The 20,304-nt window shown below is 64.4% G+C and carries 14 protein-coding genes and 3 pseudogenes; 7 read left to right on the forward strand and 10 right to left on the reverse strand.

The window, feature by feature from the left end; translation table 11 throughout:
• Positions 1-184: 184 nt before the first annotated feature.
• The 4 genes from QE363_RS17960 (at position 185) to QE363_RS17975 (ending at position 5,909) form a co-directional block, all read left to right on the forward strand.
• Positions 185-1,537, forward strand: a complete 1,353-nt coding sequence (locus QE363_RS17960; protein WP_309697481.1) for an alpha/beta fold hydrolase — start codon at positions 185-187, stop codon at positions 1,535-1,537.
• Positions 1,538-1,699: 162 nt separating this feature from the next.
• Positions 1,700-3,082 (forward strand): GMC family oxidoreductase, encoded by a 1,383-nt coding sequence (locus QE363_RS17965; RefSeq protein ID WP_309697483.1) that lies wholly within the window; start codon positions 1,700-1,702, stop codon positions 3,080-3,082.
• Positions 3,083-3,199: 117 nt separating this feature from the next.
• On the forward strand, positions 3,200-5,245 hold the full coding sequence (locus QE363_RS17970) for a M13 family metallopeptidase (RefSeq protein ID WP_309697485.1): 2,046 nt from the start codon (positions 3,200-3,202) through the stop codon (positions 5,243-5,245).
• Between the two features lie 67 nt (positions 5,246-5,312).
• Positions 5,313-5,909: an antibiotic biosynthesis monooxygenase gene (locus tag QE363_RS17975; protein WP_309697487.1), complete on the forward strand. Its 597-nt coding sequence runs from the start codon at positions 5,313-5,315 to the stop codon at positions 5,907-5,909.
• A 273-nt stretch (positions 5,910-6,182) separates the two neighbouring features.
• On the opposite strand, the pseudogene QE363_RS17980 reads toward QE363_RS17975, so the two are convergent.
• The 4 genes and pseudogenes from QE363_RS17980 to QE363_RS17995 all read right to left on the reverse strand — a co-directional run.
• Positions 6,183-6,995, reverse strand: a pseudogene (locus QE363_RS17980) (IS481 family transposase); the annotation flags it as partial.
• Positions 6,996-7,226: 231 nt separating this feature from the next.
• Complete coding sequence (locus QE363_RS17985; protein WP_405053225.1) at positions 7,227-7,622, reverse strand: hypothetical protein; 396 nt, start codon at positions 7,620-7,622, stop codon at positions 7,227-7,229.
• Positions 7,615-8,352 carry a hypothetical protein gene (locus tag QE363_RS17990; protein WP_309697491.1) on the reverse strand — a complete coding sequence of 246 codons (738 nt, stop codon included), beginning with the start codon at positions 8,350-8,352 and terminating at the stop codon, positions 7,615-7,617. The genes QE363_RS17985 and QE363_RS17990 overlap by 8 nt, the downstream gene beginning before the upstream one ends.
• Positions 8,353-8,366: 14 nt before the next feature.
• Positions 8,367-11,588 carry a carboxypeptidase regulatory-like domain-containing protein gene (locus QE363_RS17995; protein WP_309697493.1) on the reverse strand — a complete coding sequence of 1,074 codons (3,222 nt, stop codon included), beginning with the start codon at positions 11,586-11,588 and terminating at the stop codon, positions 8,367-8,369.
• Between the two features lie 252 nt (positions 11,589-11,840).
• Here QE363_RS17995 and QE363_RS18000 point away from each other — a divergent pair.
• The 3 genes and pseudogenes from QE363_RS18000 to QE363_RS18010 all read left to right on the forward strand — a co-directional run.
• A pseudogene (locus QE363_RS18000) lies at positions 11,841-12,038 on the forward strand (hypothetical protein); the annotation flags it as partial.
• Between the two features lie 101 nt (positions 12,039-12,139).
• Positions 12,140-12,289: a DUF6538 domain-containing protein gene (locus tag QE363_RS18005; protein ID WP_309698240.1), complete on the forward strand. Its 150-nt coding sequence runs from the start codon at positions 12,140-12,142 to the stop codon at positions 12,287-12,289.
• A 515-nt stretch (positions 12,290-12,804) separates the two neighbouring features.
• The gene (locus QE363_RS18010) at positions 12,805-13,002 is read left to right on the forward strand and encodes a helix-turn-helix domain-containing protein (RefSeq protein WP_309698241.1); all 198 of its coding nucleotides are present in this window, start codon (positions 12,805-12,807) and stop codon (positions 13,000-13,002) included.
• A 12-nt stretch (positions 13,003-13,014) separates the two neighbouring features.
• On the opposite strand, the gene ribB is transcribed toward QE363_RS18010, so the two are convergent.
• The 6 genes and pseudogenes from ribB to QE363_RS18040 form a co-directional block, all read right to left on the reverse strand.
• Positions 13,015-14,118, reverse strand: a complete 1,104-nt coding sequence (gene ribB, locus QE363_RS18015; RefSeq protein WP_309697494.1) for a 3,4-dihydroxy-2-butanone-4-phosphate synthase — start codon at positions 14,116-14,118, stop codon at positions 13,015-13,017.
• Positions 14,115-15,053: a fumarylacetoacetate hydrolase family protein gene (locus QE363_RS18020; protein WP_309697496.1), complete on the reverse strand. Its 939-nt coding sequence runs from the start codon at positions 15,051-15,053 to the stop codon at positions 14,115-14,117. The genes ribB and QE363_RS18020 overlap by 4 nt, the downstream gene beginning before the upstream one ends.
• A gap of 5 nt (positions 15,054-15,058) precedes the next feature.
• Positions 15,059-15,853, reverse strand: a complete 795-nt coding sequence (locus QE363_RS18025; protein ID WP_309697499.1) for a cyclase family protein — start codon at positions 15,851-15,853, stop codon at positions 15,059-15,061.
• On the reverse strand, positions 15,850-17,007 hold the full coding sequence (locus tag QE363_RS18030) for an alpha/beta fold hydrolase (protein WP_309697501.1): 1,158 nt from the start codon (positions 17,005-17,007) through the stop codon (positions 15,850-15,852). The genes QE363_RS18025 and QE363_RS18030 overlap by 4 nt, the downstream gene beginning before the upstream one ends.
• A gap of 5 nt (positions 17,008-17,012) precedes the next feature.
• Positions 17,013-17,916 (reverse strand): annotated as a pseudogene (locus QE363_RS18035) (VOC family protein).
• 63 nt (positions 17,917-17,979) lie between these two features.
• Positions 17,980-20,298: a TonB-dependent receptor domain-containing protein gene (locus QE363_RS18040; protein ID WP_309697502.1), complete on the reverse strand. Its 2,319-nt coding sequence runs from the start codon at positions 20,296-20,298 to the stop codon at positions 17,980-17,982.
• Positions 20,299-20,304 lie beyond the last annotated feature (6 nt).

Below are 20,304 nucleotides of genomic sequence, written 5' to 3' on the forward strand. Positions count from 1 at the left end.
ACTCTGCAATGATCTTCGTTCCGAAGCGCTTGTTCCCGCGCAGGGTTCCATGAAATTATCGACAAGCCTGCGGGAACAAAAATCGCGGCGATCATGATCCAAATTAATTTCGATACGGTCGCTTTGGGCGGGAACGCTCCGGCTTTTGCGACGTCCAGCATGGGATTTATCCGGGCGAGACCGCATGACCCAACCCATATTGGTTTTTCTTCACGCACTCGGCGCCAGCAGCGGGGAATGGGATCTGGTACGCCGCCAGCTCGGCCATCTGCCCAGCCTCGCGCTCGACCTGCCGGGGTTCGGTGCGCGAAGCGACGAGGGCTATGCCGATGTCACCGCGATGGCGGACGATCTGGCGGACACGATACGCCGCCACCGGCTGACCGCGTGCATCCTGGTCGGGCACAGCATGGGCGGCAAGATCGCCACCCTGGTCGCCGCGCGCGCCCAGGCGGGCGAGCAGGGGCTGGCCGGTGTCGTCGGGGTCGTGCTGGTCGCCGCCTCCCCGCCCGCCCCCGAGCCGATGGACGATGACCGTCGCGCCCAGATGATCGGCTGGGTGTCGGACGGTCCGGTCGGACAGGCCGATGCCGAGACCTTTGTCGACGCCAACACCGCCCGGCCGCTGCCCTCGCCGCTGCGCGAACAGGCGATCGCCGATGTCCGTCGGTCCAGCCGTGAGGCATGGCTGGGCTGGCTGGAGCGCGGCAGCCGTGAGGATTGGAGCCGACAGGCAGGCTCCATCACCATCCCGGCGCTGATCGTGGCGGGCGCGGAGGATGGCGATCTGGGCGAGGCTGCGCAGGCCCGGCTGAACCGGCCGCATTATCGCCATGCCGAGATGCGCGTGGTCGAGGGTGCGGCGCACCTGATCCCCTATGAACAGCCCGAGGCGCTGGCCGCGCTGATCGCCGATCACGCCGCCTCGCTCGCCGGGTCGATCCTTCCCGCCGGGTTCGTCCATGTCCTGGGTTCCGACCGGGTCAGCCGCCGAACCCGCGCCGCGATGCTGGAGCGGACGCGGCCGGTATCCGATGACCAATGCGGCTGGTCGGACGCGCAGCTGGCCTTGGTCGCGGCGCTGATCGCGCATGTCCTGCCCGACCGGGGGGCCGATCGCGACCTCACCCGCCATGTCGGTGCGGCGGTCCATGGCCCCGGCGATGGCTGGCGCTTCGCCGACCTGCCGCCGGATCGAGTGGCATGGGCACAGGGACTGGCCACACTCGACGCGCTGACCGGCGGGTTCGTCACGCTGGACCATGCGGCGCAGGCCGAATGGCTGAAGCGGATCGATGCCGGATATGTCGATATGGCGTCTGGGCCCGACCGGCTCACGCCCGACCAGATGGCCCTGTGGTTCCAGGACGTCCGCGCGGAGATCGTGCAGCAATGGATCGCCTCGCCCGCCGCGATGGCCGCCATCGGCTATGACGGCTTCGCGGTCGGCGGCGATGGCCCCCGCAAACAGGGCTATGCCCGCACCGCCGCAAACGACGCCGAACACTGGCAGCACGCCACGGAGACGACCGCATGAGCCGCGCCCCTTATGCCGAGCATGACATGGTCGACGCGGTGGTCATCGGCACCGGCGCGGGCGGCGCGCCGCTGGCCGCGCGCCTCGCCAAGGCGGGCCTGTCGGTCGTCGCGCTGGAGGCGGGCCGCGCCTTTCGCCCCGACGAGGCATGTCGCCGACGAGGTGGCCGCCAATATATACTGGATGGAGGAGCGGCTGAGCGGCGGCGCCGACCCCACCGCCTTCGGCTCGAACAATTCGGGCATGGGGGTAGGCGGATCGACGCTGCACTGGGGCGCCTTCTGCCCCCGGCCCGATCCCCGCGACCTGCAACTCCGCACGATGACCGGGCAAGGCGCGGACTGGCCCGTCCCCCATGCCGAGCTGATCGCCTATATCGAGGAGGTGGAGGCGTTCACCGGCGTCTCCGGCCCCGCGCATTATCCATGGGACGATAGCCGCCGCTATGCCTATCCGCCGGTGGCGCGCAACGCGTCGGCCGACGCCATGGCGCGGGGCTGCGCGGCACTGGGCATCACCGCGACCGATGCGCCTGCCGCGCTGGTGTCGCGCGACCGGGACCAGCCCTATTGGGGGCAGCGCCAGGCCTGCGTGAATTGCGGCACCTGCCACCAGGGATGCCGCAACGCGTCCAAGACCAGCATGGACACCAGCTATCTCCCCTATGCCGTCGCGCATGGCGCGGAGATCCGCGCCGGATGCCGCGTGCTGTCCTTCGAACGCGACCATCAGGGGCGGATCGACGCCGTGGTCTATCGCCAGGACGGTGAGGACCGCCGCCAGCGCTGCCGCGCGGTGTTCCTATGCGCGGGCGGGGTGGAGACGCCGCGCCTGCTGCTGAACCTCGGCCTCGCCAATTCCAGCGGACAGGTCGGGCGCAACTTCATGGCGCATGTCGCCACCCAGGTCTGGGGCCGGTTCGACGCCGAGATGCGGATGAATCGCGGCTATCCCTCCTCGATCATCACCGAGGACATGATGCGCCCCGGCGATGCGGATTTCGCGGGCGGCTATCTGATCCAGAGCCTGGGCGTGCTGCCCGTCAATCTGGCCACCGGGCTGGCGCGGGGCGCGAGCATGTGGGGGGACCGGCTTCAGGACACGCTGCGCCACTATAACCGGATGGCGGGGATCGGCATCAATGGCGACTGCCTGCCCCATCCCGACAACCGCCTGACCCTGTCGGACGAAACCGACGCGTTCGGACAGCGCAAGGCGCGGATCGACTTCAGCTATCAGGCGAACGAGCGCGCCATCGATGCGCATTCGCGCCGCACCATGACCGCCATCTGGGACGCCGCAGGGGCGAGCGACATCTTCGCGGTCGACCGCTCGGCCCACACCATCGGCACCTGCCGCATGGGCGACGATGGCGACGAGGCGGTGGTCGATGCCGATGGCCGCAGCTTCGACATCCCCAACCTGCTGATCTGCGACAATTCGATCTTCCCCAGCGCGCTGGCCGCCAACCCCGCGCTGACCATCATGGCGCTGTCGCTGCGCACCGCCGACCGGTTTCTGGCATTGTCGCGGGGGCAGGCGTGACGACGGGCGCGGGGCCCGCCAGCATGTCTTCCGCGTCACATTCGGCGCGGCCCCTTGACGGGAGCAGGGCAAGGGGTGCTCCATCGGTCAGCAACACTGTCTGAATCCGGAAACACCATGAAACGCCTCGCGCTCTCGCTCGCCCTGCTCGCCTCCACCGCTGCCGTCGCCCAGACCGGTGCCCTCTCGGGCGTCGACAAGGCGCTGATGGACGGGGCGGTCAAGCCCGGCGACAATTTCGACGCTTACGCCAATGGCACCTGGCGCAAGACCGCCCAGATTCCCGCCGATCGCTCCTCGATCGGCGTCGGGCTCGACGTCTCGCTCCGCGCCGAGGCGCGCAATGCCGCGATCATCAAGGGGGCCGCGGCCGCCCGTGGCGCACCGGGCAGCGACGAGCAGCGGATCGCCGACTATTACGCCGCCTATACCGATACCGCCGGGATCGAGGCGCGCGGGCTGAAACCGATCCAGCCCGGCCTGGCCGCGATCGCCGCGATCCGCGACAAACATGGCCTGTCGCGCGCGATCGGCGCAGCGATGCGCGCCGACACCGATCCGTTCAACAACAACAATTACGCCAGCACCAACGACCTGTTCGGCCTGTTCGTCAGCCAGGATCTCAACCATCCGACGCGCAACATTCCCTATCTGATGCAGGGCGGGCTCGGCCTGCCCGACCGCGACTATTACCTGTCCGACAAGCCCGAGATGGCGGAGATTCGCACCGCCTATCGCGCCTATCTGGGCCAGTTGCTGCAACTGGCCGGGCTGTCCGATCCGCAAGCCCGCGCCGACCGCATCTTCGCCCTTGAACAGAAGATCGCGGCGGCCCAGGCCGACATCATCGCCAGCCAGGATGCGCATAAGGGCGACAATCCCTGGACCCGCGCCGACTTCGCCACTCGCGCGCCGGGCCTGGACTGGGCCGCATTCTGGACGGCGGCAGGCGTGCCCGCGAGCCAGCGCGACTTCATCGCCTGGCAACCCGGCGCGATCACCAAGCTGTCCGCGCTCGTCGCCAGCGAACCGCTGCAAAGCTGGCGCGACTGGCTCGCCTTCCACATGATCAACCAGGTGACCGGCTCGCTGCCCAAGGCGATCGACGACGCGTCCTTCGACTTTTACGGCCGCACGCTGACCGGCACGCCCGCCCAGCAACCCCGCGAGAAGCGGGGCATCGCGGCGGTCAACGGCGCGCTCGGCGAGGCGGTGGGCAAAATCTATGCCCGCCGCTATTTCCCGGCCTCGTCCAAGGTCGAGATCCAGCATATGGTGACGAACATCGTCGCCGCCTTCGACCGCCGCATCGCCGCGCTCGACTGGATGGCGCCCGCCACCAAGGCGGAGGCGAGGGCCAAGCTGGCGGTGCTCAAGGTCGGGGTCGGCTATCCCGACCATTGGTGGAACTACCCGACCTTCGCGGTGCGCGCCGACGATCCCGTCGGCAATGCGCAGCGGGCGCGGCTGTCGCTCTATCGCTATCACCTCGCCAAGCTCGGCAAGCCGGTCGATCGCGGCGAATGGTGGATGACGCCGCAGACGGTCAACGCGGTCAACCTGCCGCTCCAGAATGCGCTGAACTTCCCGGCCGCGATCCTGGAGAGCCCCTATTTCGATCCCCGGTTCGATGCGGCGGCCAATTACGGCGCGATCGGATCGGTGATCGGGCATGAGATCAGCCACAGCTTCGACAATCTGGGCGCCGATTTCGACTCGACCGGGCGGCTGCACAATTGGTGGACGCCTGCCGACCTGAAGCGGTTCGAGGGCGCGGGCCAGGCGCTGGTCGCCCAATACAATGCCTATGAGGCCTTGCCTGGGCTCCACCTCAACGGCGAGCAGGAACTGGGCGAGAACATCGCCGATGTCGCCGGGCTGACCGCGTCCTACGAAGCCTATCGCGCCTCGCTCGGGGGCAAGCCCGCCCCGGTCATCGACGGGCTGACCGGCGACCAGCGTTTCTTCCTGGCCTTTGCGCAGAGCTGGCGGACCAAGATGCGCGACAAGGCGCTGCGCGCCCGGATCGCGACCGACGTCCATGCACCCGCGCCGTGGCGGGTCCTGACGGTCCGCAACCTCGACGCCTGGTATACGCCCTTCGACGTCCAGCCGGGGCAGGCGCTTTACCTGACGCCCGAAAAGCGGGTCCATATCTGGTAAATGGCGACACGGCCCCATGCGCCTCCGGCATCGCAGGCGCATGGGGGCACGGCATGGCCCGTCACCGATGCTCGGGCAGAAACGAGACGGCCATCCGGACGTTCTCCCCGCCATGCCACTCGATCCCGAAGAGACCGCGACCATCGTGACCAGCCGCGCCATCCGCGCGGGGCATGAGGAGGATTTCGAGCGATGGGCCGCCGAACTGGATCGGCTGGCCCGCGCGGAACCGGGCTTTCGCGCCAGCATCCGGCTGGGCCAGACGGCGGGCTTTCAGCATCTCCTCTTCCGCTTCGACGATCGTGGCACGGCGGAAGCCTGGCGCAACAGCCCCGCCTTTGTCGCGCATGCGGCCATGGCCGACGATTATTCCACCGCGCTCGACCAGATCGGTACCGGCGACGCCGTCCGCTTCGAATTGCCGAGCGACGCCAGCGCCGGCAAGTGGAAGCGTTTCGTGACGACATGGCTGACGGTCTTCCCGGTCCTCCTGATCGTCAGCCTGAGCGTGCGCATGGTGGTGAAGGAGGCGCCCCTGCCCCTGCAACTGCTCCCCTCGTCCCTGCTGCTCACCGCGACCCTGCAATGGGTGATCCTGCCGCGCCTGCAGCGACACACTCGTTTCTGGCTGCTTCAGGACGGCTCCGGCCATCTGAGGACCTGATAGATGCGCGGCTTTGCCGCTTATGCATCGGTGCGTGGCTTATCGAGAGCATGACGACCTACCCGGACTCGCCGATGGCCCAGAGGCGGAGTTGGTTGCGAGCGTGGCGTCGCTGGTGGCGTATGCCCTAAACGACAACGCCGCCCTGGAGGGCGGCGTGTGGCGATATAGCGTTGGTTGCGGGGGCAGGATTTAACCGCTGTAGAACCCGGTTTTCAATTTTGGGTGCCGCATCGGATCATTGCCAGGGTCGATACCTTCCCATTCATGCATCTAGGTATTCAGTCCCGGCATCTGGTGGATCGGGTCGACGATGAACCGGTCTGGCTCTGACGTCCAGATCTTGGCGATGTATTGTTAGGGTGTGGGCCCGCCGAGCGTCTTGAGCCGGCGGGCGAAGTTGTAGGCGGCCATGAAGTCGGCGAGGTGCGTCCGGAGCTGGTCGTGGCTCTCGTAGTGGAAGCGTTTGACGGTCGCCTCCTTGATGGTCCGGTTCATCCGCTCGACCTGTCCGTTGGTCCACGGATGGTTCGGTTTGGTGAGCCGGTGCTCGATGTCGTTTGCCTCGCAGATCATGTCGAAGCGCATTTGGCGGGATCAGGCGGTGTTGCGGTTGCGCGGCTGCTCGGCGAACTGAATGCCATTGTCGGTCAGGATAGTGCGGATGCGATAAGGCACGGCCTTGAGCAGGTGTTCGAGGAACTCCCACGCTGTGCGCCTGTCAGCCTTGTCGACCAACTGGGTGACCGCGAACTTGGCGGGAAGCGATCTATGCCAACGAACAGGTAGAGCTTGCCTTGGGCAGTCTGCACTTCGGCAATATCGATGTGGAAGAAGCCGATCGGGTAGCGTTTGAAGCGTTGCCGCTTCGGTTTGTCGCCTTCGATGTCCGGCAGGCGGGAGATCCCGTGCCGCTGGAGGCATCGGTGCAGCGCTGAGCGCGTCAGATGCGGGAGCGACGGTTGCAGGGCGTAGAGGCAGTCCCCCGCCTACGCGGGGGCAGGCTAGCGGCAGCAGCGTGTGCCGCCGGAACGCCACAACCATTGCCTCCTCCGCCTCGGACAGGGTTGAATGCGTTCGTCCAGGATGTTGCGAACATAGGCGCTGATCATGAGGTTAGCCTTCTGTTCAGAAAACCGGGACCACCTCTGTATGACCCTCGCCGCATCGATCACGTCCGCAGCGAGATATCCCGGTGGCAGGTTGGTCGTCCACCTATTTCCTTCGCTGCTGTCTGGTACGCGACCGACAGGCTGATCAGCGTAGTGACGACCAGACCGCTGGCGACGTTGAGTGATCGCGGCTAATGCAAACCCCTCATTTTTGCCGTTTTGACAAGGCCGAAGCAGTTGGAATCGTATCGACGTATCGGTCCCAATGGTCGAGCAGTTCGTTCACGACAGGCGCGCCTACGCGATAGTTGGCTTCATACGCTGCGATTTGACCCAGCCCTTCGTCGCTGACGCTGGCGACGGCGGACTTGCCGGGTGGGGGCATCGAGGGATTGCTACCCGTGCGAAGCACCATCACGCGCGCGGGATCGACCAGCTTCAGCTTTGCGCCGAGTTCGATCGCGCCCGCCAATGTCTGGCTTTCCATGTTGGTCATGGCGAACACGCCTTTGCCATGCGTCCACAACTTGACCCAGTCGCGTGCCCATTGCGTCCGGCCGGATCCGTGCCAGTAGCGCCGCGCCCCGAGTGTCTCACCCATCAGCACGAACGGAGGCCTCTGCGCATTGGGAAAGCCCTTCCAGGCGGCGCGCGCTTTCTGGAGGGGCCGGGGTATCCGGAATCGTGATCGAGCGTGTTCGTTCAAAGGCCCAGCGGGCGAGGCCTTGATTCAGTTCGATCGCCATGCCCAGCCCGGCCGTGTCGTCACTGCCACCGAAGCTATTGCCGTTGTCCGGCAAGGCATTGGGCGCCGTCGCCCCTATCGCGAACAGTCCGTAGGGCCAGGACTTCGGAACCTCACGGTCGTCGAATTCGCGCAGCGTGTCGCCCTGCACGACCCAGCGTGCCCACGCCGCGCTGCCGACCGAGGCAAGCTGCGGATCGACGCCCGATATCCCGGTGAACAGCCAGTAGGTCTTCGAAAAATCGAACCGCGGATCCATCAGCAGTCCGATCAACTGCTGCCCGGCATCGCCGAACAAGGTTCCGGTGCCGCCCCAGACCATCCCGTACAGCCCGCGCGCATTGCGGCGCAGCGGGTGGACGCCACCGGGCAACGCGATGACGTCGTCGAGCTTCTCCCGTTCGGCCCACAGCTGGAATTCCCCCGGGATGTCGCCGGTGTCCTCCCCCGGTTCGAAATTGGCGATCACGATCACCTTGACCGGGATGCGCTTCGTGACGGGAAGCGGTGGCACTGTAGGTTCTTGAGCGGCGGCGACGGGGGAGGCGGTGAGCGCGAGCAGTACGGCGGCAAGGATCGATTGCATCGTCATCTCCCGATTTAAAAGTCTATCCGCGCGCCGACCCGCAGGCCCCAGACTGAAAAGCGCGCCTGGTTGGTTTCCACCGGTGCCGTGAACGCGGAGTAGCGATACTGTGCACAGGCGTTGGCGCCGCTGGCGACACAGGCAACACTGACGATTGGCGAATTTGTCGCCACCGTGCGGTACGATCCCCAGTTGTGATCGATCAGGTTGAGCACGTTTTCAAGGTCCGCGAACAGTTTGAACTTCGCTGGCACAAATGGGATAGGCATTTCCTGATCCACGTGCAGATCGACCTTGAACCACGTCGGTGCACGCATGCTGTTCTTGGCGATGACCCCCTTGGTCAGCCCGTTGGCAACGGCATATGCATGCAGCGAGTCATAGGTCGCCGAACTGTCGTACACGACCAGCGGATCCGCAGTCGCGCTGGACAGATCCGGCACGTACAGCAGCGCTCGCGTTGCGGTGTTCGTCGTTCCAAACACCACCGAACGGCTGTTGACGGATGCCGGATCGCGCATCGTCAGACTATAGGGATTGCCTGAGCGTCGTTCACCATACAAACTGAACCGGGTCTTATTGTCGCCGAAGAACGCATGATTGAAGTCGAGATTGAACTTTAGGCTGCCGCGGATTTCATATTGGCTTGTGCCGTAGGCGGATCCGTTCGGATCGACCGCAGCACTTGCACTGTAGAGTTCCGACGCCAGCGAGCCGTTGAGCGGCGCCAGTTCGGTGATATCCTGGAAGGTGTAGCTGGCACCTAGTCCCAAGCTCTTCCCGAAGCGTTTGTCGATGCGGGCGACGGCCACCAGCGAATGGCCCCGGTCAGTGTTTGTCAGCCGGAAATCGCTGTTAACCGTCGCGGTCGAATAGCGTGGGCGACCGTCTGGGGTCGTGCCGATTACTACCGAACGTAAGTCGGTGTAGATCGGCGCGTCCTTTACGACGCCATAGTATATGTCGCCGCCGATGCGCCAGCCATCGCCGAGGAAGCCAAGGTTGGCAATATAATCACCCGAGAGGCTGGTTTTCCACGTCGAGGCAGGCCGATAGTTCGCGGCCATCGATGCGGTGCCCGCATTGGCCAGGCTGGCGGTGTTCGTCCGTAGATAGTCGAGCACGGCGGGAGTGAACGTACGTCCGTTGACGCCGTCCAATGCCGCTGAACACAGTGCCGCAGCGACGTTACAACTGCCGTTCGCAAGCCGTTGGATGGTTATAGAATTGCTGACGACCCCGGTATCGGTAAAACTGCGCCCGATCAGCACGTCGGGTGTGCCGCCCTGAAAGAGCCCCCCGCCCGCGCGTAGCGTTAGCCGGTCACTCGCTCGCCATGTCGCCCCGATGCGAGGTTGCGGCACAAACTTGCCCTTGAAGGTGCTGGTATTGGTGAAGCCGTACCGCGCTTGGAAGAAGTTACTGTCCGCCGGTCGGTCCGACATATCGTACAGGTCGGCTCGGACGCCATAAGTGACGTTCAGCCGGTTGCTAACGTCCCAGCTGTCCTGCAGACCATAGGTGATTTGATTGTAGGAAAAGTTGCCGTACGCATCGGCGTTGTTGCCCGAAACGGCTCCCGCCAACACCAGCGAGCTTGCCCGGCCGCTGCGCAAATCCGCGATAGAGTCGAAGTAATACGTCCCCAGCGAGTTGGCAATAAACTGGTTTACGATGTCGTTTCGGTTATATCCAAAGTTTAACTTTACCGAATGCGCGCCAAATTCGCCCCGCAGTGTAACATCCGCCCCATAATTCTTGGTACGGACTACGTTGGTCTGGTTGAAACGAGCAGTGCCTACTACCAGGCTGGCGTTATCGGCAACGCCAATCGTCCCGGATACGCAGTTTATCGGATTTCCAACCGACGACGGATCAAGACAGGTCGTTAGTTGCGCGAATCCTGCTTCGCCGGCTGGCAACCTCGGCGCATCATAGCTTCGGTAATTGACGCGGATTTCGGAATGGAAATTGTCGGACCAATCTGAATTAAGCTGTGCAATTGCCGCATCTGACTCTTGCGGGACTTTCGTTGCGTTGCTTGCCAGTGCCAGCGAGGGCTGGCTGACGGATACCGATCCGCCCCCCGCGCTCACATTTGTGTTCGAATTATGGATATACGTAAGCGCCAGACGCTGCCCATCGACGATATTCCAATCGATTTTAGCCGTATATTTCTCGTCAGTCTCGCGGACCGATCCAAGCACCCCCATTGCATCGTATTTATAGTTGGATGACAGGATCGAACTGACCGTGTCGATCTGCGATTGCGCAAGGCTGGGCACAACGTTCGGCGAGCCCGCCAGCCCGAAAGTCGCCGGGGTAGTCTCGCTTAACCGTTCATAGGCTAATGCGAAGAACAATTTGTCCTCGAAAACTGGTCCAGACAGAAACCCGCCGTAGCTCCGGCTACTAAAATCGAGGACGAGCGGGATTGCTCGCGTGCTGTTCCCGGTAAGGCCGTCGCTAGTGTAGGTGAAGAAGCCGTCACCGTGGAACTTGTTGCCGCCCGAGCGCAGAACGACGTTGATGGCGCCACCCTGAAAATCGCCCTCGGCAACGTCGTATGGCGCTACCTTGACCGACAATTGCTCGATCGCATCGAGCGGTACGGGACCGCGTGCGGTCGGCAGGCCGCCGGTGTTGAGGCCCAGCGTGTCACTGAAGCGCTGGCCGTCGACCGAAAATTTGTTGGTGCGTGCATTCGCTCCGGCGATGCTAATGCCGTTGTTGGTTGGGTCGATCGTCGCAAAGGGATCGCGCTTGGCAATGTCGCGAATGTCGCGTTTGACCGACGCAACGCCAGCGATCGCGGTGCGATCAAAGACTGAAATCGGGCCAGTTGACAATTGTGTCGCCTCGCCACGTTTGCTGCCTGTAACGACGATGTCGGCCCCGTCGCCAGGCTGGCTCAGTTCGATAGGCAGACGCAGCGGCTGACCGGCGGTCAGGCTGATCCCGGTAATTTCGAGCGGAGCATGTCCCGCTACCTCCACACGGACGGTGAACGGGCCACCCGGGCGCAGGCCAGTCGCGGCGAAAGTACCCGAAGCGTCCGTCCGGCTAGTCGCAGTGGTGCCCGACGGCACGTGGACGATGGTGATGTCAGCATCGGCGATGGCCATGCCGCCATCCGTCACTATTCCCCGGATCGCGGATGTCGTCTCCTGCGCATGGATCGCCGTAGCGGAACACAACGCCATCGCAAACAGGCCGGAACGATGAAGAACACGCATGACGAAGCCCCCTTTGACGGCAATGGATTGCATTGATCAGACGCGGAAAGAGCGTTCATTACCCTGCGTCGGATTTTCAGCGGTGCGCGGCTATGGGAGCCGATCTGCGTCGCTATCCCGGCCGTTCGATTACGGAAGGCCACGGGAAAATCAAAACGCAATGATTATCACAGATCGTTGCAAAAATGAGCGCGGTCCACGATCGACGCGAGTTTAGCATTACGGTTGGGTTCTTGATCGTGTTCTGAATCAATGTGTCACCATAGCGAGGAGGTCGCGGTGACGGGAGCATCGATCGAGACAACGCTGGAGTTTTGGGCATCACCGCTGCGTAAGGTGAAGGCGCGGATGCAGTCCCTGTTCAGCCAAGCGTTCAGCCAGGCGCGAGTTGCGGCATCGGCGAACAGTTTTCTGGATGGCCTGCTGGGCTCGAACAGCAACGGGCGGGGTTGACCCCGCCCGTTGCTTCACCCGCGCTCATGCGCGACAACACCGGTCGGTCTCTGGTCGCCGCTGGATGAAAGACTGGGGTCACGTCAGGGTCACGTCATCTGCGCCGACAAATCCCCGAAAAGCTGCGTCCTGCATTCGACGGCAAGGCGTTGTCGAAGGTATCGCTGGGCACCAAGAATGGCAGCGAAGCAACGGTGCTCTTCCTCCAGGCCAACGCCACACTCGAACAGTGTCTCGAAGAGGCGTGAGCCCGGCTGAAGGCAACAGGCAGCCCCTGCCCGTCCGCACGCGATCGTGCCGACGAATTGATTTCTGCTATTTCCAGGGCCCCGAGTTGAAGGCCGGCGGTCTTGATGGCATCGAACCTCTGCTGCTTGCCCGGCTGGAGCTGGACCGTGGATTGTGGAACGCAACGCAGCCCGGATGCAGTTCCCCCTAGCCCACTGGGCGGTCAGCAATGGTGGGAGGTGGCGAACATGGCGACGATCCGCGCCGGGATTGCGACCCTGATGCGGGAGCTGGGGTGGTCCGCACCGGGGACATGGCGCGGCGATGGATGCCGCATTGCTGACAATCCTGGTCGAGGCACTGCGCGCTTTGGGCGCGATGCAGAGCGGCGCGGTCTGTACCGGACCATCATCACAACCTCGTCGCCCGCCTCCGCGCGCGGATCGACGAGCGTTTTCGGCTGCGCGAACCGATCGCGGACTATGCCGACGCACTGGGGACCAGCGAAAGCCACCTGTGTGTCGCCCGTGCCCGGATCGCGCCTCTATCCCCCGCCGCGATGCTGGACCAGCACGCCATGCTCGATGCCAAGCGGGCGCTCCTCTACATCAATTTGTCGGTGGCGGGGGTGGGCTATTCAATCGGCTTTTCCGCCCCGGCCTATTTCACGCGCTTCTTTATCCGCCATGCGGACGTATCGCCGCGCGCCTATCGCCAAATGGGCAATAGCTGATCCGCGATGCGATCAGATTGCGCGCTCACCCGCCACGCGCAACCCATAGCCCTCCAGCCCGACCAGTGTGTGGCGGCTGTTGGTCAACAGGATCATTTCCTCGACGCCCAATTCGTTCAGGATCATCGCGCCCACGCCATAGTCGCGCAGCTCCTCCATATCGGGCACCGCTGCACCAGCACGGGCATGGATCGCCAGCGTCAGGCCATCGGGGCGCGGGCGGTTGATGACCACGACGATCCCGCTTCCCTCCCGGCCAATCGCCTCCATCGACCGGCGAAGCAGACCGCTGCGCGCACCCGCCTCACCGAACAGGTCGGCAAAGGGCGACAGAGCATGCATCCGCACCAGCGTCGGCCGCGTCGGATCGACCTTCCCCTTGACCAGCGCGACCTGCTCGCTGCCGGTCGCGCGGTTCCAAAAGGTCATGGCCCGCCATTGTCCGCCCCATTCGCTGTCGAACACCGTCTCCGCGCGCTTTTCGACCAGATGATCGTGACGGCGACGATAGGCGATCAGGTCGCGGATCGTCCCGATCTTCAATCCATGGAATTGCGCGAAGGTAACGAGCCGGTCGAGCCGCGCCATCGTCCCGTCCTCGTCCATGATCTCGCAGATCACGCCGGAGGGATTGAGCCCGGCGAGCCGCGCAACATCGACCGCCGCCTCGGTATGCCCGGCGCGGACCAACACGCCGCCGTCGCGCGCAACCAGCGGAAAGACATGACCCGGGCTCACGATCGCTTCCGCACCCTGGGCCGCGTCGATCGCAACCGCGATGGTGCGGGCGCGGTCGGCGGCGGAAATGCCGGTGGTCACGCCATCGCGTGCTTCGATCGAGATGGTAAAGGCCGTCTCGTGCCGCGTCCAGTTTGTGCGCGTCATCAGGTCCAGCCCGAGGTGTTCGACCCGTGCACGCGCCATCGCGAGGCAGATCAGACCGCGCCCATGCCGCGCCATGAAGTTGATCGCATCGGGGGTGGCCATCTGGGCAGGGACGACCAGATCGCCCTCATTCTCCCGATCCTCATCGTCGACGAGGATGAACATGCGCCCGTTACGCGCTTCGTCGATGATCTCCTCGGGGGTGGAAAGAAAGGCGTGGCCGCCGGTCATGCGCGGACCACGCACTGGTCGATGGAGCCGAACTGCGACCCCGCCCACATCGTCACCCGGTCGCCGAAGGACAGGAAAGACGTACGCGGCGTACCGCCCTCGATCATCTCGATCGCCCGGCGTTCGGACAGGCAGGTTGAGCCGACCCGCGCATGATCGACATTCGACACGGTGCCCGAACCGATGATCGTCCCCGCGGGCAGGTCGCGGGTTCGCGCGGCGTGCGCGATCAGTTCGTGGAAGCCATAGGCCATCTCGTCGCCCACCGGGTTTCCGAACCACGCCCCGTTGATCTCGACCGTCAGCGGCAGGCAGACGCGACCGTCGCGCCAGTCATCGCCAAGTGCCTCGGGCGTGACCGCAAAAGGCGCGACCGAACAGGCGGGCTTCGCCTGGACCCAGCCGAAGCCGGTCTTCATCTCGATCGGGGCGATCGCGCGCAACGACCAATCGTTGAGCAGGAGGACCAGTCGGACATGGCCAAGCGCCGCCTCCGGTGTACACCCCATCGGCACATCGCCCGTCACCACCGCGAACTCACCCTCGAAATCAATGCCGTCGGCCTCGCTGGGGAGCGGCACGTCCTGCGTCGCCGCGAGGAAGCGGTGCGACATGCCCTGATACATCAGCGGCTTGTCGGTCTCGATCGGCGGCAGGTTAAATGCCTTCTGCATCAACGCGCCGTGCGTCGGGAAGGCCGAGCCGTCGAGCCACTGCCAGGCGCGCGGTAACGGAGCCAGTAACGCGGTCCCGTCCAGCGCCTCCCCCTCCGCATCGGCCCGCCCGGCCAGTGCGCGCAGAGCGGGTTCGACGCGCGTCCAATCGTCCAGCGCCGCCTGCATCGAAAGGCCCGTATGCAGGCAGAGGCGGCCGTCGGTCGAGACCACGACCAGCGCTCCGTCCCGGCTGCCATCGTCCCGGGTCGCAAGCCGCATCGCGATCAATCCTCAAAGATGGCGACGGCGCGGCACCAGCCCGCCGAGCCGCCCTTCACTTTGACCGGCAGGCAGGAGACGGTGAAACCGGTGGACGGAAGCTCGGCCAGTCGGGTCAGCTTTTCCATGTGGCAATAGCCGATCTCTCGCCCGGCCTTGTGCCCTTCCCAGACCAGCGAATAGTCACCGGTCTGGGCGACGCGCGCGGCGGTGTGGCTGAACGGCGCGTCCCAGCTCCAGGCGTCGGTGCCGGTCACGCGCACACCGCGCTCGGTCAGATACATGGTTGCTTCATAGCCCATGCCGCACCCGCGCCCGAGAAAATCGGGCTGGCCCAGCGCCGCCCCTGCGCCGGTATTGACCAGCACGATGTCGAGCGGTCGTAGCTCGTGGCCGATCCGTGCCAGTTCCGCTTCGACCTCGGCCGCCGTCACGACATGGCCATCGGGCAGGTGTCGGAAATCGAGTTTCACGCCCGGCTGGACGCACCATTCCAGCGGAACCTCGTCGATGGTGAGCGCACGCCTGCCGCCATCCGCCAGCACCTCGTCCATCGTGGGATGGTAATGCCAGGGCGCATCGAGATGCGTGCCGTTATGCGTGCTGAGCGTCAACATCTCGGACGCAGCGAAGCCCTCGCCACCCGCCATCGCCTCGGCAGTGATGCCGGGGAAGAACATCGCGGCCTCCGCCACCGTCTCGCGGTGCGTCTGGCGGGTGATGCTGGGCCGCATGAAGGGTGGATCAGTGATGACCTCGGGGTCGATCGCGATCGACAGGTCGACGATGCGGCGCGTCATGCCGTGTGCCTTCCCAATGTCTCGGCGAACCAGTCGGAAATCAGGTCGCGGCCATAGGCCATGTTGTCGGCTCCGACATGCTCGACGCCGCCTTCACGCGCCGTGAAGACGAGCTTCTCGCGGCGGGGCGAATTCACCAGCTGATCGTAAAGGTCGTCGGCATATTTCACACTGATCTGGCGGTCGTTTGCGCCGTGGGTGACGAGGAACGGCACCTTGATCCGATCCATATGCCCGTTGAGGTTCATCGCCTCCGACTTGGTGAGAAAATCTTCCTGATCCTCGGCACCAAATGCCCAGTGGACATGCGCCCAGTAATGCGGAACGGGGTTTTCGCCCTCGCGCGCCATGCGCCTGTCCTGCACCTCGCGCCAATTGTGGTTCGCCCCCCACACCGCGCCGCTGGCGAAGCGGGGCTCATAGGCGACCGCGCGGGGGGCGAAGTGTCCGCCCAGCGAAATGCCGGTCATGCCGATCCGCTTGGGATCGACATCGGGCTGCCGTTCCAGCCAGTCGACCGCCGCGCTGGCCCAGTGTTCGCTGTGCGGATCGACCGGCAGATCCTGAAGCCGCAATGCCTCGCCGGAGCCTGGCTGGTCGACGCACAGGGTCGAAATGCCGCGCCGCGCCAGTTCCTGCGGTAGCCGCGTCCAGTAGAGCAATTCCTTGCAGCTATCGAGACCGTTGCAGAACACGACCACGGGCTTGCGGCCGTCGCCGGGCGCGCGGGTATAGAGCGCGGGCATGGTACCGACCGTCAACGGGATTTCCACACGCTCCCGGTTCAGTTGACCCAGCACCGTAGAACGATCGAAGGCATTGCGCGCACGTGCAAAGGTTTCGCGGCGGCCCGGATGGCCATGGCCCTGCATTCGCTCGGCGGTGATGAGGTACAGGCTGGCCCGCTCCAGCTTGTTGGAGGCGGAGAAGCCCCGCCCCTTCGCCTCATCTTCGGCCGCAAGCGCGATCAGCTTGTCGCCCATCGCGGCCCAGGCCTTCATGAACATCGGCGTGCCGGCGTCCGCGCCGCTGGCCGCCGCGTCCTTGATCGGCTGGCACATGTCGATGATCTCGCCGAGCTGCGCGCCCGACTCCATCGCGATCGCGACCGACAGATTCCAGATATAGTTGGGAAAGGGTTCGTAGAGCGCCATCGGGCCTACACCAGGACCGGCTGGAACAGCCCGGCATCGGGCTTGGGATGCGGCATGGTCTGCGGACCGCCGACACCGATGCCCCATTGGTCCATCGTGCCGGGGCCGGGGACATGCACCTGATGCTCGTGGGTCTCGAAATCGACATGCTCCAGCTCGGAGGTATATTCGACCGCGAAAACCGTTGGGCGTCGTGAAATAGCTGAAGGTATTGTTGCCCGCCGTATGGCGACCCGGCCCCCAGCGAATGTCCGTCCCCGCCTGCTTCAGGCGCCGGATACCCGCCATCATGTCGTCGACGGTCAGCATGTCATAGGCGACATGATTGAGGCAGGGCGGCCCCGGCAGGATCGCAAGACGATGATGCGCCGAGTTGCAGCGCAGGAAGCACATGAAATCGCCCAGCCAATCCGATACGCGGAAGCCCAGCACGTCGGTGAAGAAGGCCACCATCGCCCGGTGATCGGGCGAGTGGAGCACGATATGGCTGATCTTCTGCGGAATGCCTTCCCAGCGGCTGAGCACACGTGGTGTGCGGCGCTCGACATCCGACGAAATCTCGAAGGGCAGACCGTCGGGCGAGAAGAAGCGGAAACCATAGCCCCCGCCCATCGTCGTCAGGTCGCGCGGGACGAAGATGATCCGGCATCCGGCGTCGACGACCTTGTTGTGCAACGCATCGACATCGGCGCGGGTATCGGCGGCCAGCGCGATGACGTCGATACGGTTGGCATCATCCTGCCGCAGGCGAACGACATAGGCCTCGTCATGCCCTTCGGCGGCGAAGTGATACAGGCCGTCCTGCTCGCCCGCCTCCACCAGTTTCCAGTCGTCGCGATAAAAGGCACGCTCGGCATCAAGGTCGGCGACACCGTAGCCGACGTAACGGATCTCGGTCACTCTTGCCATGTCATGCTCCAGGGGTGAGGCATTCCCCGGCGGTGGCCCCCCGCCCCGCCGGGAAAAGGGTCGTCAGAAGCGGAATGAGCCCTGCACGCCGTAGGTGCGCGGCTGGCCGAAATTCCAGTTGTAGATGTTGATGCCGCCACCGGTGAACCCGGCATAGGTCTTCACCCGATTGTCCTCCAGATTGCGGACATAGCCCTGGATGCTGAACCGGTTGTTCGGCATGTTGAGTTCCAGGCTGAGATCGGTGGTGGTGAACGCATCCACTTCGTCGCCCTTGTAGTTGAAGGCGGTGAGGAAGTAGCGCGACTTGAACCGGCTGAAGCCGTTGGCGACCAGCTTGTAGCCGTCACCCAGCTCGATCGTCTTGGTATAGTTGATACCGATCGTCCATTTCGGGGCCTGCGGGGCGACATTGCCCGCCAGATCCAGCGTCAGGCGCGCGACAGTGGACGCCGGGTTGGCCAGCGTGGGCGCCGGAATGCCAGCGAACTGCTGCAACCGTGCATCGATATAGTTGACGATCAGGCTGACCCGGTCGTTCGGCGACAGGCGAACGGCGGTGTCGGTTTCGATACCCCAGACCCGGCTCTTGCCCGCGTTAAAGGTGCGCGCGCCGACCGTGGTGTCGATATACACCTGAACCTGCTGGTCCTTATAGTCGTAATAGAAGGCGCTGGCGTTGAATTCGAGCTGGTTGCCCATGAAGCGGTTCTTCGAGCCGATCTCATAGGCGGTCAGATTTTCCGCGTTGAACGACCCGACCAGATCGAAGCCGCCGCTTTTGTATCCGGTGCTGACCTTCGCGTAGAGCAGGTTGTCGCGGGCGGGCTTATATTCGACACCCGCCGTCCAGGTGATCTTGTCTTCCTTATAGGTCGGATAGCGGATCAACGCCCCCGCCCCGCTGCCGTCGGCGGGCGGCCGTGCCATGGTCGGCGAACGATAGAAGCCGTAATTGATGTACTTCGCGTCCTTCTTGTCATCCGTATAGCGAATGCCGCCGGTGAAGCTCAGCGTGTCGGGCACGACCCAATAGGTCGCCTGGGCAAAGGCTGACTTGGAGTCCGAGGTGACGTAGGGGCGATAGAAAAAATTGGCGAAGGCACTTGCCGTAGTCAAATAAAGACCACGCGCGATGATCTGGTTTTCGTGGAAATAGAAACCGCCGACCTGCCAGACGAACTGGCCCTGCGTACCCCCGTTCAGACGGACTTCATGGCTTTGCGTACGGGTATCGTAGCGGTCGTTATAGAAAGTGAACAGCTCCGGCAGATAGCCGTTTTGCGGGATGACGGCCTGGTTGTCGACATGCCGGTAACCGCCGATGTAGCTGAGCGTCGCACCGCCGAAATCATAGGAGATGCGGCCGCGCACCGCATATTGCTGGCTCTTGAAGCTGCCCATCCGGCCGAGGGGGAAGCTGGCGGGATCGAAGCCCTGCGGCACGTCCACGAACGACGGGACCTGCCGCTGGGCCAGTGTGGGATAGGTCGTGGGCGAGGCCACGGACGCGGGCAGTTCCGTTACCCCGGGGGTCGTCCCGCTGACGGGCAGCCCATATTGCATCGGCCCGGTCTGGTCGATGTCGACATATTCCCCCGCGAGATAGACCTCGAGCGCACCGGGAGCGAACAATATGCTGCCGCGAACCGCATCGACATTGGCATCGTCGCCGCGCCCCGCCGGGCCGTTGTTGACATAGCCGTCATGCTGATTGTGCAGTCCGGCCACGCGGATCGCCAGCGTATCGCCGATCGGCACATTGACGGCGCCCGTGACATAGATCGCGTTGTAATTGCCGTAGCCTGCCGTCGCCGAGCCCTCGAAACTCTGGAGCACCGGCTTGGCCGCGACGATGTTGAGCGCACCCGCCGTCGAGTTGCGGCCGAACAGCGTCCCCTGCGGCCCGCGCAGGACTTCGATCCGTTCCAGGTCGAAGAAGTTGGCGTTCAGGCCGACCGGGCGATTGATATACTCGCCGTCGATCGAAACGGTCAGCGCCGGATCGGCGCTTTCCGAAATATCCTGGCTGGATACGCCCCGGATCGCGATCTTCGTGAAGACCGAGTCCGGGGTGATGCCGAGATCCGGAGCGAGACGCTGAAGCCCGCTGACGTCGGTCACCTGCGCCTTGGTCAGGTCTGCACCACCGATCGCGCGGATGGCGATCGGCGTATCCTGCAACCGGGTTTCGACCTTGGTTGCGGTGACGATGATGTCTTCGGAATTCATCGTATCGTCGGACGCCGCCGTCGTCGTCTTGTTGGCCGACGTCTGGGGCGTGGCACCCGCCGGATCGGCGACCTGGGCAAAGGCTGGGTTGGCCACCCACATGGCGGTGGTGGTGAGCGCCGTGGTTGCGACGCGACGGAACCTCATCATACGATC

This window comes from Sphingomonas sp. SORGH_AS_0870, assembly GCF_031453175.1.
GTDB lineage: Bacteria > Pseudomonadota > Alphaproteobacteria > Sphingomonadales > Sphingomonadaceae > Sphingomonas.